This is a genomic window from Rhodococcus sp. H36-A4 (genome assembly GCF_027158005.1).
Classification (GTDB): Bacteria; Actinomycetota; Actinomycetes; order Mycobacteriales; family Mycobacteriaceae; genus Rhodococcoides.
Genome location: NZ_JAPVLQ010000002.1, coordinates 619801 through 633791, shown reverse-complemented (window position 1 = coordinate 633791; position 13991 = coordinate 619801). Strand labels below are relative to the sequence as shown.

The following is a 13991-nucleotide window of genomic DNA, read 5'->3' as shown; positions in this document are numbered from 1 at the left end:
AACTGGCCTACCGAACTCATCGAGTCCGGCGAATTGATTGAGTTCTTGTTTAAGGGAGCTGGACCTCGGACTGAAGTTCTTGAGCCTTCCAATTTTCCGAGGCTTCGGCGGCCTGCTGGAGCCGAGGCGACTCGTAACTGAGCTGTCGGCGCAGATCGCTAGGCTCTGAGGAGATACCCGACGGCACGACAGATGGGGCAGGGCATGGGACTTAGCGAAGTTGAAGTCATGAAGCAGCTCGGTATCGAGTCTTGGAGGAATCTCTCCAAGGACAAGATTCTGCGGTTCGCCGCGATCATGCCCGACATGGACACCGAAGTAACCCTCAAGATCATCGAACAGTTCCCAGCTTTCAAGGAGTTCGCCCTTGACGCCGTGAAGGAGATAGAAAAAGCCCACGAGTCCACGCTCAAGTCAAATGACAAGAGCCAAGATCAGGTCTACAAGGCTCTCCAAGATATCCGCGAGATACTCAAGGGTGAACTCGACAAGGACGACCTCAACTGGGACCAACGTAAGTTCATCATCGAGCAGATCCAGGAAACTGGGAAGCTCGCATCCCAGAAGGACAGCGAAAATAAGCAGTTCTTGAGCACCGTCCTCGGAAAGGTCGCGTTCTTCGGGGGCAGCGTGGTCGCTTTGGGAGTGGTCTTCGTGGGCGGGAAGATCATGCTCGAACAGGACAACGACCGAATCGACGCTTGAGTTCTAAAATGGAGGTGTGTGCGTCTTCGAACGGTTGCGGTCGAGGGCCTACTGCCGCAGATTGCCGCATCAGCCCCAATCATTGCGGTAGGCCACGTGCCCGCTACCTGGACACCCGCCTCAAGTCCACTTCTGCACTCAAAATGTCAGAATACGGCTGCAATCGAAGGTGAAACCCCCGACATTCATGACGCCCACTTCTGAAACTGACTCCGAGTGCATGGGGCGATACCGTTCCGGCGACACAGGCCGACCTGACCGTCGCCCGGATCGTCACACGAAAAACCCCCTCCCCGAGAACGGACGCACCTCGATGTCCGGGGGTCACGTTCCTTGCCTTATCGGCGCTTGCTCGGGTGACCGTTGCCACCGAACGCCACCGACGCTGTAGGTGACCACTGTCCCCAAATGTGCATCTCTCGCCTGAGGATCAATGTTAAATTTTCCGCGCCATCCCTGCGAATTTGATTGCAGCGCAAGAGATTTCGATTCGAACCAACCTTGGTTCGTCATTGCCGCGTGACCAAAACGAACGGACTCAACCTCGACCAGTTTGTCAGTAAGATTATCGACCGAGATCGAGACTGTTGTCTCGACACCTGCTGATTTCGCTTTGCTCTCGCCCACGACCACGCGTTTCGCTAGCTCCTCTTCATCACCTCGGCGTTTCTGCTCGGCAGCAGCGTCCGTGGAAACCTCATGAGAAAATGTTCGAATTGCCCACAGGATCGCAGCGATGGTTCCGAGTGCCCCGACCCAGGTACCGCCGGCTGAAACCCAGGCGGCAGTCATGTTCCCGTCAACCATCCATCCGACCATCGCGCCCAAGATGAAGATAAAAACAGCCACGACTCCGACCAGCAAGTTACGTACACTCATGCGCGGATCGTAGCGGGAACCCGTCTAAGCTCGGACCCTGACGTACACCTCTCGAACCAGCTACACCGGCGGACCGCCAGGAAAGGGTGCCGTACCGGATTGAGCCCTGAACGGACTTCAGCTCCCTGCAGCAGCAACCACGGTCTTGAACGTTGTGGTTGAGGCAATGCCAACGTCGACATCCGTGGCTGGCGGAATGATATTGTCAGTCGCCAGCGAGCTCGAACCAAGGCCGCGTGGCTCATTCACATCAACGACCTCGATGTCTGGATCATGGGAAGGTAGGTGCGATTGCGTCCGCTGCCCTCGCCACTCCGACCGTCGATCTGTGCTTCCCGCCGTCACTGTCCGTTTCACTCGGTTCTTCGCCGTCTTCGTCGGAATCAAGCTGCCATCGATCCGTCACGTCGTGCTTCAATCCGATGAGGGGCAAGTCAACTAACCGAGTGAGATCGTCGAGAAGTGGTCGAATATAGTCCACCGCATATTTCAGGCCGAAAACCTGCGCGAACTCCATTGCAAGCTGCTCAGGCTTCTCGTAGGTCAGCGGTTCCGTCCATGCAAACTGGAAACCAACCTCGACAGTGACTTCGACATCCGATCGGTGAACGTGGATTTCGAGCCTGATCTCTTGGAAGTCGTTCGACCCGCGTATCTGGATGCTTGGGGTCACGACGGCGTCCTGGGGTTGCGGAGGGTTGTCGTCGTCGGTCCGAGTGCAGTGCAATTGGAAGACGCGCGTGTGCACCCCGGCGAGGCGGCTCAACAGCTCACTTACGTCAGTCACTACAGGTCGCACATCGTCCGTCATGCCATGCACTCTGGAGTGATGTCGACCGCCGCTGTTCCGAATCGATCTACGTCGACAACCCGGTACGACCGCTCGATCGCAGGGGCTGAGGTCCAGTCGCTCAATGAGCCTGTGGAGAAATGTCCGGTTCGAACGTGGTACGAAACCCAAGCTCCCTTCTCGGTCAACCGATTCGCGGGGTCGTCGATGTCCTCGATCACGTGTCGAACCTTGGCGCCCACAGCTGCCGCGTAACGGCGAATGGTCGAGAGGTGAGGGTCAGCACCCAAGCGTTCAAAGTTCGATACGGCGGACCTGTGACGACCAAGGCAGTCCGCAACCGCAGACTGGGTGATGTTTTTCTTGATCCTCAGGCTGATTAGGGCCTCGATCATGTCTCTGTCTGCAGCCACGAGTTCCGACGCCAACTGCAGGCTGACGTCCGCTGGGTCTATCCCCAGCTCCGCCTCGATCTCGTCGAACATACTCATGTGTTGAGGTTAACCGCAACAAACTGTCTTGTCACACGTGGGCTATAGGCCGAGGCGCTGAACTGCGCGATCGCTTCGCCACTCTTGGTAGTAGCTGTGAGCATCGTCTATGTGACCGTTCTGAACTGTTTTCCAGTCAGGATCATCGGCGTGTTTGAGGCCGTACATCAACGCAAGGAGGTAGCTTTCGAACCCCTCTTCTAAGGGTGCGGTGAAGTAAACCCGATGTTGCTCGTTACCGACGTCCATCTTGAGATGTCCGAGGTCGTCGCGGCACCGTTCCATCGGCCACTTGAACCCCTTGCCGTCTGGCCCCTTGCCCTCGGGCAAACCCTCTCGAGCTGCGCGGGTCATCAGATCCTTGATTTCGGCCCAGAGGACCGTATCCATGTTTGCAGCGTTCTTCAACGATGCGCCGAACTGCTTAACTCGATCCCATTCGACACGACCTTCAAAAAGTGCGTACCACTCGGCCGATTCGGGCCGCTCCAGGCTAGACATTGTGCACCACCGAAGCGCGGTCAACGGACCCTGCTCCACAACGGTCGTAACCTGAGCAAACCATTCGCTCTTTCTACCAGCTTCCCTGGACAAGCCATGCGCAAAGCTGCAGGGTCGCCAGTCTGCAGCCGAGAGGGATCCGAGACGGGGATACGGACAGACCCGACCATATGGCGTAGCCCCAAGTATGTGGCAGTGGGGATCTTGACGGACATAAGAACGAGCCTATAGTCGAGCTTTCGTGGTCCATGGCAGGTCGGACCATTTTAATGATGCCGACAACATAGCCCCACTGTCCCTAGCCGTGGGATTCGACGAAGCCCGCAGCACCGTTCCACCGATGTCTGCGGGCTCGTCGTTTCGGCGCTGAAAGGTGCAGGTAGCAGTACCTACCCCGCTCATGCATTCCGCTCACCGGTCAATTCACCTTCACCCCGGTGGGCGGCGAGTTCTTGGTGGGTCAGATCAACTCGCCGCGGTCACCCGTCGTCACTGGCGGGTTGCCATGCTCGGCGACCACAGTGTCGAATGCGGTGGTTGCAGTGATCCCGCGGCGGCAGGCGTCGATCAGCCGGTAGCGCAAAGCATTCGCGGCGGCGTTGTCTGTTGTTGCCTGGGTCGACGAGAGCTGCAGAACGTCGGCGTCGTCGGTCCAGAGCAGGCCGAGGTCATCAAGCGTTGCCCATCGTCCTGCCCCGACCCGCTCGCCTCCGTAGAAGCGCTGGTCGCCGATCGGTGTGGCACCGACGTCCGAGGGGTCCGAAAGACTTCCCATTTACCTGACCTCCGTGAGTGTGCGTCCTGGCCGATAAGACGAGCGAGCAGTATCCGGCGACTATCTTCGCCGATCTGCGAGCCATAGATTTCGTATTCGATTCCGCGGCCGACGATGAGCTCGTTCTCCTCGGGACCGTACGTGGTGAGTCCGCGCTCGTTGAGCCTCGTCACTTGCTCGACGACACGTACAGGGCTTCGGTGTTTGCCGGCAGATCGAGCCGCAATTCGATCAGATGCCGATCGAGCGGTAACGTCAGCTCTGATTGCAACGCCGTCGACAGATGAGCGTTGTCGCGGAAGCGACGACCCACCAGTGACTCGACGTCTGTCGATCCACCTCCGAGACCGTAGACAGTCGCATCGACGTCGCGAGCTACGGTCATCGCGGTCGGCGTTCGTGGTGCGTTCTCGATCGCAGTGTCGAGGCCCCGGATCGCGTCGGTCGCACGGAGAGTGCCGACTGTGGTGTCGCCGAACTCGATGCCGTTGCGTAGGCCGGCGTTCGTGGTCTGGAAGCCCTAGACGGTGTAGACGCGGACAGGTTCGGCGGTGGCCTTGTCGAGTGAGCGCGCGTAGTCGTGCCACACGTTGTAGCCGAGCTCGCGTCCGTCGTCCTCGGTGAGTCGTTGAAACGTTGCAGTCGGCGCTGGCGGAACATAGGCATCCTCGGCAGCCAGCCAGCCGGGCGTCGTCGTTGTAATTGGCTTCGGCTGCGAGCCACCCTGCAGTGTTGTCGGATTCGTCCCCGGCCGCGGCCTTCGCAGTAGTTGCGTGCTCGAGCTCGTCCATCTTCGCCAGGACCGCATTGAGGTTGATCGGGCCACCGTCGGACGTCGCACGGACGGCCTCGTTGTACTGCTCGTCCCACTCGTGGGCGAACTCCTCGCGCTCTGGATCGCAACACCACCACCGAGGGGTACGCGCTCACCGCAGACCCTCGCCGGCTACCAGCGCTGCATCGACAAAGTCATCGCGCCAGAATTGAGCAAGGTCCGATTACACGAGGCCACCACCGGCCGAATCGAGACGTTTCTTCAGGCTGTGCGGACCGTGTCGGGGAAGCGAGACGCACGCGGGATTCTCAGCCAGGCGTTCGCCCTCGCGGCCCGACTCGATGCGGTCGACTACAACCCGGCAGCCGATACCAGCCGTGCACCGACCTCGAGTAACTCCGCGCGGGCGCTCACTGTCGCGGACGTGCACGAGCTGCGCCGCAGAGTGCTCGCATGGCAGGACCGAGACTTGGGTGACGGCACGAAGCGATTCGGCCCGGACCGTGCGCACGACCTCGCCGAGATCGTCGACGTAATGATCGGCAGCGGGACTCGGATTGGCGAATGCCTTGCGCTGAGATGGCAGGACATCGACGGCCTGGACGGTGATGGCCCGGTCGCCGTTACCATCTCGGGAACACTCGTCGAGCTTGCCGGCACCGGAGTGTTCCGCCAGGACCATCCGAAGACAAAGAGCGGACATCGGACAGTGACGATCCCCAGCTTTTCAGCCGATGCACTGAGGCAGCGGGACCGCGGTATCCCCTCACCCGAGGGTCTGGTGTTCCCGTCGCGGCTTGGCACCCCTCGGTGGCCGGGGAATGTGCGGACGTCGTGGCGTCAGGTGCGCGGCGACGATTACACGTGGGTGAAGCCGCACTCGTTCCGCAAGACGGTCGGCGCGATGGTCGAGCGAGAGCTTGGCCTGTCGGCCCCGTCAGCACAGTTAGGTCACTCGGGTAGTGCGGTGACGGAAAAGCACTACATTCAGCGCGCGAGCATGGCACCGGACGTCAGTAGCGTGCTGGAAAAGCTGGCGCCGATTCAATCCGTGCCATAAACGTGCGCTGGGTACGAAAAAGGGCAGGACCGAGGTTGTGAAAACTACCTCTGACCTGCCCTCTTGTGAGCCGCCTAAGAGAATCGAACTCTTGACCTTTTCATTACGAGTGAAATGCTCTACCGACTGAGCTAAGGCGGCGTGCCTTTCGGCGTTCGTGAGTCTAACGGAGCATCCCGCTCAAATGAAAATCGCCTGCTTGAACGGCCACTTCACGCTATCTGTCAGCCTGAATGAACCGTTGAAGCGATGGGGGCGGTTTCAAGTGGTTGTTGCAACGACTAACTCGTTGATCACTTTTGCTGGTGATTTCCAGCCTAGTGTTTTTCGGGGGCGGTCGTTGAGTTCAGCGGCGACCGCTTGGAGTCGTTCGGCGGTATGTACGGACAGGTCGGTGCCTTTTTTGAAGTATTGCCGCAGGAGTCCGTTGGTGTTTTCGTTTGTTCCGCGCTGCCAGGGACTGTGGGGGTCGCAGAAGTAGATTGCCATGTCGGTAGCCATGGTGATTTCTGCATGCCGACGCATTTCGAGTCCTTGATCCCAGGTCACCGACTGTTTGAGTACCGCAGGCATCGACTGGATTGCCTCGATCATCGCGTCTCGGACGGCGTTGAGATTGTGTGAGTGCGGTAGGTGCAGCAGCATAGTGAACCGTGACGTGCGCTCGACGAGGGTGCCGATCGCCGATTTGTTGCCGGCACCGAGGATCAGGTCGCCTTCCCAATGGCCGGGTACTTTGCGGTCTTCGACATCGTCGGGTCGTTCGGAGATCAGCGTTTTGTCGGGGATGTGATGAGCGTTGCTGGGTACTCGGCCGTGTTTGCGGCGATGCGCCCGGCCGGTCCGTAGTGCATCGGCGACTTCGGCTTTGAGTTCGCCTTTGGCTTGGACGTAGATGGCGTTGTAGATCGTTTCGTGCGACACGTGCATCTCCGGTCGATCGGGGTAGTCGATCTTCAGTGTCGCCGAGATCTGTTGTGGTGACCACTTTTTGCGGAGTCGGCGGACGACTTCCGTTCGGAGCTCACTGTTGCGGTCGGCGAGTTTCGCGGCCTTGGGTCGGCGGGCGCGTGTGTCCGCTCGCTGGTGTGCGGACACTGATCGGTAGGTGCCGCCGAGGTTGGTGTTGCGTTTGAGTTCGCGGGAGACGACGGATTTGTGACGTCCGATCAGGTCGGCGATGTCGGTTTGGGTTAGTCCCATCGCGGTGCCGATCGCGATTTCCTCTCGTTCGGCTTGCGAGAGGAATCGTCCGCTGGGTTCGGGCCGGGCCCGTTTGGCCCCGCGGACGATTCCGGCCTTCTGATCTATCCACCGCTTGCCGGTGGTGCGGCTGACGCCGGCAGCGGCCGATGCCTGGATCACTGAAGCACCCGAATCTCGCATGGCATGGAACTTAGCGAGTGCTTCTGCACGATTGGGGACGACACGTCGTGGCATCTGCTCCACATCTCCTCAGGTCAGGAGCTGTGTTGCAACGACCACTTGAGATTGCCGGGGCAGCCTGAAAGAACCATTCAAGCGATGGGGTCAGCTCAGCGCCGAACCCAACGACGCCACCATGGCGTACACCGCAAACTTCGGTTTGGCGTTGAGGGCCAGAGACTCACGGCAGAGCAGAATGGCCTCGATACTCTTCAGCAGCGCCTCGGGCGAGGCACCTTTGGCCATTCGTTCGATCTGCTCGGCCATGTCGGGGTGATTGAGCACGGCCGTCGACCCGTACGAGCGGGCCAACGCATCGCGATACAGGCCGGCGAGATCGATCAGTGCTCGGTCGTACGAGTCGCGCACGTTGCGGGTGCGGCGCGACTTCTGCCGCGCTTCGAGTTCTTTGATGACCCCTGCAGACCCACGTAGCGCGCCCGCGGCGCCCTTGCCGGTACCGCCGGCGCCCAATGCGGTGCGAAGCTCCTCCATCTCGGTCCCGTCGAGCGCAGCGCTGATCTCCGCCGCTTCTGTTTCGGCGGCCTTCACCATCTCTTCGGCTGCGAGATAAGCCTGTGTGGGGCGAGCGGCGGCCGATGCGAGCCCCAGCGCACGCGTCCGCCGAGCACGGGCGTCCTCGTCTTTGGCGAGACGGCGAGCGCGCCCGACATGACCGCCACTGATCGACGCGGCCCACTCCGCCGTCTTCTGGTCCAGCTTGTCGCGGGTCTGCAGCACTCCTGCGATAGCCGACGCAGTAGGCGTCACCAAGGGGATGTGCCGGCAGCGTGACCGCAGGGTCACCGACATGTCCTCCGGATCGGTCGACGGCGCACATAGCAGCATCACGGTCCGCGTCGGCGGTTCCTCGACAACCTTGAGCAGCGCGTTGGCGGCGGCCTCGCTGAGCCGGTCCGCGTCCTCGATCACGACGATCTGCCACCGGCCGGTGCTCGGACGTCTCGACGCTATCGAGACGATGTCACGCATCTCCTTGACGCTGATGCTCAACCCTTGCGGGATGATGCGCCGAACATCGCCGTGGGTTCCTGCCATCGTCGTCGAACAGGCATGGCACTCGCCGCAGCCCGGTGAGCCTTCCGACGTGCATTGGAGCGCGGCGGCGAAACACAGCGCGGCCACCGAACGTCCTGAGCCGGGAGGCCCGGTGAAAAGCCAGGCGTGAGTCATGGCGGACCCGGTATCGCCATTGCGTGCACCGACGGCTGCAGTGGTCAGCTGCAACTCGACGTCCTCTTGGCCGATCAGCCGATCGAATACTCCTGCCATGGGTGGTGATCCTAGTCGCCGACTACGACGCCGTAGACGGTCGCGGTACTGCCGGATGGACGGATCACCCGACCTAGATGTCCTCCAGAAGCATTCTCGTCGCCACCCTCAATCTGATGCAGAACGAGCTGAAGTCCTTCTCCATCATCGTCAGCTGAAGTGCTCCGCCGTCGATATCGACCAAGGCCACACAGGAGTCGCCCTCGAACACGAAGATCTGAACTGTTCGCGCGCCTACGTCGATGGAAGTCAAATCGGTGATGCCGGATGTCGTCTCGATCGAATCCAGCGGGAGGCCTGCCGTGACAGTGGCAGTGAACGCAACATCCTCACCCGTCCAGACGCACCCGCCCGACATCGGCACGACCGTCTCCGGATCCACACCTACCGCTACCGTCAGCGTGATTTCATCGAAATCGCATGGGTCGAACTCCGCAGAAGTTACAGACTCGGTCGACGGCGGCATCGCCGAACTCGATTGGCCTTGCCCATGCCACGGGTCCTCGACGACAGCTTTGCCCTCGGCCGATCGAGCGCACCCCGACAACGCGAGCAGACAGCATGCAACTACGGCTAGTTTCGTCCTCACAACCACTTGGACGTAGCGAACGCCCCGCTGGTTCCAGCGTTACCCAGTCGTGCTCGGCCAGCACCCATCCGCTTGAATGGTCCATTCAAGATGGCAGATAGCTTGAATTGCCCATTCACGTTGGCAGAGAACGTGAATGGACCATTCAAGCAAAAAGGGTCGAGCGGCTAACCCTCAGCCGGCGGCGTCTTCTTCGCGACGGTCTTCTTCGCGGCAACCTTCTTCGCCGCGGCTTTCTTCGCAGGCGCCTTCTTGGCTGCAGCCTTCTTTGCCGGTGCCTTCTTGGCCGCAGTCTTTGTTGCGGTGGCCTTCTTGGTCGTCGCCTTCTTGGTGGCCTTCTTCTTCACCGGGCCACGAGCACGCCTGTCCGCCAGCAACTCCGACGCACGATCATCGGTGATGTCTGCGACATCGTCGTCCTTACGCAGGCTGGCGTTGGTTTCACCGTCAGTCACGTACGGCCCGAATCGGCCGTCCTTGATGACCATCGGCGCTTCGCTGACCGGGTCGACCCCGAGCTCGCGGAGGGGCGGCTTCGCTTCACCCTGACGTCCGCGACGCTTCGGTTCGGCGTAGATCTCGAGCGCATCCTCCAACGTGACGGTGAACAGTTGTTCCTCGTCGGTGAGCGAACGAGAGTCGGTGCCCTTCTTCAGATATGGGCCGTAACGGCCGTTCTGAGCGGTGATCTCCTCTTTCGACTCGGGGTCCACGCCGACCACTCGCGGCAGCGACAGCAACTTGAGCGCGTCGTCGAGCGTGATGGTCGCGAGGTCCATCGACTTGAGTAGGGAGCCTGTACGCGGCTTCGGGCCGGTGGCCTTCTTCGCGGCCTTCTTGGCGGGCGCCTTTTTCGCAGCAGCCTTCTTGACTGCAGTTTTGGTGCCGCCGCCACCGTCCTCACCCTGCGGGATGGGAACGATGTCTGGCTCGGGAGGCGTCGGTTCGGCAGGCGGCTCGGGCAGTATCTCCGTCACATAAGGACCGAAGCGGCCTTCTTTCGCGACGATGTCGTTGCCGGTGAGCGGGTCGGCGCCGAGCTTGCGGCCCTCCTGCGGGGTCGCGAACAGCTTTTCCGCGAACTCGAGCGTGAGTTCGTCAGGGGGAAGGTCGTCGGGCAGGTTGGCGCGCTGAGAAATCGGATCCCCATCGGGATCGTCGTCGTTGCGGACCAGCCGCTCGAGATATGGACCGTAGCGTCCGACGCGTACATGAACTTCGCGTCCCTCGCTGTCGTCGAACAGCCTGATCGAGTTGATTTCGCGAGCGTCGATGTCCTCGAGGTTGGTGCCGACCATCTTCTTCAGTCCGCCCGAACGTGCGACAGAACCTTCGGCACCGGTGTCGCCACCGAAGTAGAAGCTGTTGAGCCAATCACCCCGACGTTCGCGACCACCGGCGATGGCGTCGAGATCGTCTTCCATCCCGGCAGTGAAGTCGAAGTCCACGAGTCGACCGAAGTGCGTCTCGAGGAGTGCGACGACCGAGAACGCCACCCACGCCGGCACCAACGCGCTGCCACGTTTGTAGACGTATCCGCGGTCGAGAATGGTCTTGATGATCGAGGCGTACGTCGACGGTCGACCGATCCCCAACTCTTCGAGGGTCTTGATCAGTGAGGCCTCGGTGTACCGAGCGGGTGGGTTGGTCGTGTGCCCATCAGGATCGAGCGCGGTAGCGGTCACCGCATGCCCGGCCTTCAGCGCAGGGAGTCTGGATTCTGCGTCGTCGGACTGTCCGCCTGCCTCGTCGTCGACACTCTCGACATAGGCCTTCAAGAAGCCTGCGAAAGTGATGGTGCGACCCGCCGCGGAGAACGTGCACTCTTCGCCGGTGCCTGCTGTTCCGGTGATGCGCAAAGTAAGAGTCGTGCCGCGAAGGTCCGCCATCTGCGATGCGACCGTGCGCTGCCAGATCAGCTCGTACAAACGGAACTCGTCGGTCTGCAGCGCCGAATGAAGCTGGCCGGGCGTTTGGAATACGTCACCCGCAGGCCTGATGGCCTCGTGTGCCTCCTGCGCGTTCTTGACCTTGCGCGTGTACTGCCTCGGCGACGGATGGACGTATTCTGCGCCGTACAGATCGGTTGCCTGGGCCCGTGCGGCTGTAATCGCGGACTCCGACAGGTTCGTGGAGTCGGTACGCATGTAGGTGATGTAGCCGTTTTCGTACAACCGCTGCGCAACACGCATGGTTCGTTCCGAGCTGAAACGCAGTTTTCGGCCGGCTTCCTGCTGCAGCGTCGAGGTCATGAACGGTGGGTACGGCTTGCGGGTGTACGGCTTGTCCTCGGCAGACGCGACGGTCAGGTCGACGCCTTGAAGTGCGTCGGCGAGCCTGCGCGCACGTGGTTCGTCGAGAACGGTCACGGCGTCGGTCTTGAGCTTGCCGTCGGCTCCGAAGTCTCGACCCGACGCGACACGATTGCCATCGACGTTGACCAGACGGGCACCGAAACTGCGCGGTGCCGCATCGGCTCCGGCGTCGAGTGTCGCCGAGATGTCCCAGTACTCGGCTGTGCGGAACGCCATCCGGTCACGCTCACGCTGCACGATGATGCGAGTAGCGACGGACTGGACACGGCCAGCCGAGAGCTTCGGCATGACCTTCTTCCACAGGACCGGACTGACCTCGTAGCCGTATAGACGATCGAGGATTCGGCGGGTTTCCTGCGCGTCGACAAGATCTTGGTCTAGTTCGCGGGTGTCGGCGGCCGCTGCCAGAATGGCCGGTTTGGTGATCTCGTTGAACACCATGCGTCGAACTGGGATCTTCGGGTTCAGGGTCTCGAGGAGGTGCCATGCAATGGCTTCACCCTCGCGGTCAGGGTCAGTGGCCAGGTAGAGTTCGTCGGCGTCCTTGAGCAGACTCTTGAGCTCGGCGACCTTGCTCCGCTTCTCCGGCGACACTACGTACAGAGCTTCGAAGTCGTGATCGACATTGACGCCGAGCCTGGCCCACGGTTCACCCTTGTATTTGGCAGGCACGTCGGCTGCTCCACGTGGGAGGTCTCTGATGTGCCCGACGGATGCCTCGACCACGTAGTTCGGACCGAGGTACGGGGCAATCTTCTTCGCCTTGGTCGGGGACTCGACGATGACAAGACGGCGCGGCTCAACAGAGCTGCCGGTGGACCCGTCCCCCGTGCCGTTATTCCGTGTTGCCACCTTGTTGCCGAACCTTTCCTATTGCGTTGACTCGAGACACTCCATGTGCATTTTTACCGGTCGAATCCGACATTTTCTTTCGGTCCGCCTGGTAACAGAGTGACATACGCCGTCGAAATTCTCGCAGATCGGCTTCTGAACGCCCTAGTCGGCGTGCGGCCAGCCGGCACGAGCCTCCGCGTTCTCCGGAGGGGGTCCGACGTTCTCCACCAGCCTCATCATGCGCCTACGTCCGGTAATTCTCAGGCCTGGCATCGGACCGCGAGTGCCGATCTGGGTCGGCGCGATTCCGGCACGCATCAACGCCTGCGCGAGCGGTGCATGCGTTTCCGGAGCGTGCGGATCGAGGCCGAGGACGTAACGTTCGCCCTCTGCCTCCGGCCTGCCAGAGGCCAGAACCCAGGCCCTTAACTCACGGGATCCAGGAACCCAGCCGGGTGGCATCGCCTTCACCGCACCCTTCGTCCACAGCGAGGCCAGCGGTGCCAGGTCCGCGACCGAGGCCGTTCGAACCAGCGGGCGATTTTCTTCCGACCGGCCCAATTCGGAGACCAACCCACATTCGGCGATCAGATCTGCGATCGCCTCGGCCCGCCATTCACTGTCGACGACGACAGAGATACGCGCCCCCGCCGCTGACACGACGACCTGTCCGGTCGACGCCAGCAGCCCGCTCAAGTCGGTCACCGATGGAGGCAACGACTCGGCGGAGAAGAAGGACAGCTGGTTCACAGTGTGGACAGTAGGACATAGTCGGTCGAACCGACGCCTCATGTGCGCGTTTCGCCCGACCGGATGACACGCCACCCTCGAAAACAACTCATCCCCCTCTTGTCGTTCGCAAAAAGCGCGAACGTAAGAGGGGGATGACGATTGTCGATTCGAACCCGCGGTGCGGGCGATTGTCGATCAGACCGCGTGGACTCCGGTTGCCTGGGGCCCCTTGGTGCCCTGGCCGACCTCGAACTCGACGCGCTGGTTCTCCTCGAGGGTACGGAATCCGTTGCCCTGAATCTCGGAGTAGTGAACGAAGACGTCAGCGGACCCGTCTTCTGGTGCGATGAATCCAAAGCCTTTTTCGGCGTTGAACCACTTCACAGTTCCCTGTGCCATGCTGTTCCTTCTCTTTCTAACACCGGATGCGGCGGACAGCGCATACAGTCCACCGGGCCGGTTCCGACCGTTGTACTTCCTGAATTCCCCCTCGCGAGGAACCCCTGAAACAACAGAGTTCCCTTCAGGAAACGCTCTGAAAAGCACACCGTCCGCAACATTAGTTCCTGCGAACGTGAACGAACACAGAAGCTGCGACCAAGGCAAGTGAACCACGTTCCCAGCAATCGCAACAGTCGGAATCCGCACTTTCCGAACATTTTGTCGATCTTGATGACCACGGAGCTGACCGACGACACCGTCGCGCGCCTTCACCAGGGGCGACACCGTCCCACTGCAGGTGACCAACCGGCTGACCGATAGCATGAAAACCGCAGGTCGTGACCCTCGCCGCTGTATGCACTTCGTTCGATTTTCAAGTATGGAGA

Annotated in this window: 15 protein-coding genes and 1 tRNA gene; 2 read left to right on the top strand and 14 right to left on the bottom strand. The window is 60.9% G+C overall.

The window, feature by feature from the left end:
* The first annotated feature begins 228 nt into the window (after nt 1–228).
* On the top strand, nt 229–705 hold the full coding sequence (locus O1W68_RS07905) for a hypothetical protein (protein WP_269302431.1): 477 nt from the start codon (nt 229–231) through the stop codon (nt 703–705).
* Between the two features lie 324 nt (nt 706–1029).
* Here O1W68_RS07905 and O1W68_RS07900 read toward each other — a convergent pair whose 3' ends face one another.
* The 7 genes from O1W68_RS07900 to O1W68_RS07870 all read right to left on the bottom strand — a co-directional run bounded on the left by O1W68_RS07900 (nt 1030) and on the right by O1W68_RS07870 (nt 4949).
* Nucleotides 1030–1584, bottom strand: a complete 555-nt coding sequence (locus O1W68_RS07900; protein WP_269302430.1) for a hypothetical protein — start codon at nt 1582–1584, stop codon at nt 1030–1032.
* 271 nt (nt 1585–1855) lie between these two features.
* Nucleotides 1856–2371, bottom strand: coding sequence for a hypothetical protein (locus tag O1W68_RS07895; RefSeq protein WP_269302429.1), 516 nt, complete (start codon nt 2369–2371; stop codon nt 1856–1858).
* Nucleotides 2372–2391: 20 nt separating this feature from the next.
* Nucleotides 2392–2865, bottom strand: a complete 474-nt coding sequence (locus tag O1W68_RS07890; protein ID WP_269302428.1) for a helix-turn-helix domain-containing protein — start codon at nt 2863–2865, stop codon at nt 2392–2394.
* Between the two features lie 42 nt (nt 2866–2907).
* On the bottom strand, nt 2908–3255 hold the full coding sequence (locus O1W68_RS07885) for a hypothetical protein (RefSeq protein ID WP_269302427.1): 348 nt from the start codon (nt 3253–3255) through the stop codon (nt 2908–2910).
* Between the two features lie 571 nt (nt 3256–3826).
* Entirely contained in the window at nt 3827–4141 is a 315-nt protein-coding gene (locus O1W68_RS07880) for a hypothetical protein (protein ID WP_269302426.1), read from the bottom strand.
* Between the two features lie 169 nt (nt 4142–4310).
* Nucleotides 4311–4577 (bottom strand): ADP-ribosyltransferase, encoded by a 267-nt coding sequence (locus O1W68_RS07875; RefSeq protein WP_269302881.1) that lies wholly within the window; start codon nt 4575–4577, stop codon nt 4311–4313.
* Nucleotides 4578–4661: 84 nt separating this feature from the next.
* Nucleotides 4662–4949: a hypothetical protein gene (locus tag O1W68_RS07870; protein ID WP_269302425.1), complete on the bottom strand. Its 288-nt coding sequence runs from the start codon at nt 4947–4949 to the stop codon at nt 4662–4664.
* A gap of 64 nt (nt 4950–5013) precedes the next feature.
* Between O1W68_RS07870 and O1W68_RS07865 the strand changes: the two genes are divergently transcribed.
* On the top strand, nt 5014–5976 hold the full coding sequence (locus O1W68_RS07865; protein ID WP_269302424.1) for a site-specific integrase: 963 nt from the start codon (nt 5014–5016) through the stop codon (nt 5974–5976).
* Nucleotides 5977–6044: 68 nt separating this feature from the next.
* Here O1W68_RS07865 and O1W68_RS07860 read toward each other — a convergent pair.
* From O1W68_RS07860 to O1W68_RS07830, 7 genes are all read right to left on the bottom strand, one after another.
* Nucleotides 6045–6117: transfer RNA gene (locus tag O1W68_RS07860), tRNA-Thr, on the bottom strand.
* A 120-nt stretch (nt 6118–6237) separates the two neighbouring features.
* The gene (locus O1W68_RS07855; protein ID WP_269302423.1) at nt 6238–7416 is read right to left on the bottom strand and encodes an IS30 family transposase; all 1179 of its coding nucleotides are present in this window, start codon (nt 7414–7416) and stop codon (nt 6238–6240) included.
* A gap of 90 nt (nt 7417–7506) precedes the next feature.
* On the bottom strand, nt 7507–8694 hold the full coding sequence (locus O1W68_RS07850; protein WP_269302422.1) for a DNA polymerase III subunit delta': 1188 nt from the start codon (nt 8692–8694) through the stop codon (nt 7507–7509).
* A gap of 73 nt (nt 8695–8767) precedes the next feature.
* Complete coding sequence (locus O1W68_RS07845; RefSeq protein WP_269302421.1) at nt 8768–9289, bottom strand: hypothetical protein; 522 nt, start codon at nt 9287–9289, stop codon at nt 8768–8770.
* 161 nt (nt 9290–9450) lie between these two features.
* On the bottom strand, nt 9451–12450 hold the full coding sequence (gene topA / locus O1W68_RS07840; RefSeq protein ID WP_269302420.1) for a type I DNA topoisomerase: 3000 nt from the start codon (nt 12448–12450) through the stop codon (nt 9451–9453).
* 144 nt (nt 12451–12594) lie between these two features.
* Nucleotides 12595–13182 carry a hypothetical protein gene (locus O1W68_RS07835; RefSeq protein ID WP_269302419.1) on the bottom strand — a complete coding sequence of 196 codons (588 nt, stop codon included), beginning with the start codon at nt 13180–13182 and terminating at the stop codon, nt 12595–12597.
* Nucleotides 13183–13359: 177 nt separating this feature from the next.
* A complete protein-coding gene (locus tag O1W68_RS07830) occupies nt 13360–13563 on the bottom strand; it encodes a cold-shock protein (RefSeq protein ID WP_084345600.1) in 204 nt (67 codons plus the stop codon).
* Between the last annotated feature and the right edge of the window lie 428 nt (nt 13564–13991).

Excerpts from the sequence above, each read along its gene's own strand:
- O1W68_RS07890 (WP_269302428.1), bottom strand. The coding sequence starts at position 2,865 with ATGAGTATGTTCGACGAGATCGAGGCGGAGCTGGGGATAGACCCAGCG.
- O1W68_RS07870 (WP_269302425.1), bottom strand. The coding sequence starts at position 4,949 with ATGCGGTCCTGGCGAAGATGGACGAGCTCGAGCACGCAACTACTGCGA.
- O1W68_RS07880 (WP_269302426.1), bottom strand. The coding sequence starts at position 4,141 with ATGGGAAGTCTTTCGGACCCCTCGGACGTCGGTGCCACACCGATCGGC.
- O1W68_RS07850 (WP_269302422.1), bottom strand. The coding sequence starts at position 8,694 with ATGGCAGGAGTATTCGATCGGCTGATCGGCCAAGAGGACGTCGAGTTG.
- O1W68_RS07885 (WP_269302427.1), bottom strand. The coding sequence starts at position 3,255 with ATGGATACGGTCCTCTGGGCCGAAATCAAGGATCTGATGACCCGCGCA.
- O1W68_RS07900 (WP_269302430.1), bottom strand. The coding sequence starts at position 1,584 with ATGAGTGTACGTAACTTGCTGGTCGGAGTCGTGGCTGTTTTTATCTTC.
- O1W68_RS07830 (WP_084345600.1), bottom strand. The coding sequence starts at position 13,563 with ATGGCACAGGGAACTGTGAAGTGGTTCAACGCCGAAAAAGGCTTTGGA.
- O1W68_RS07905 (WP_269302431.1), top strand. The coding sequence starts at position 229 with ATGAAGCAGCTCGGTATCGAGTCTTGGAGGAATCTCTCCAAGGACAAG.
- O1W68_RS07855 (WP_269302423.1), bottom strand. The coding sequence starts at position 7,416 with ATGCCACGACGTGTCGTCCCCAATCGTGCAGAAGCACTCGCTAAGTTC.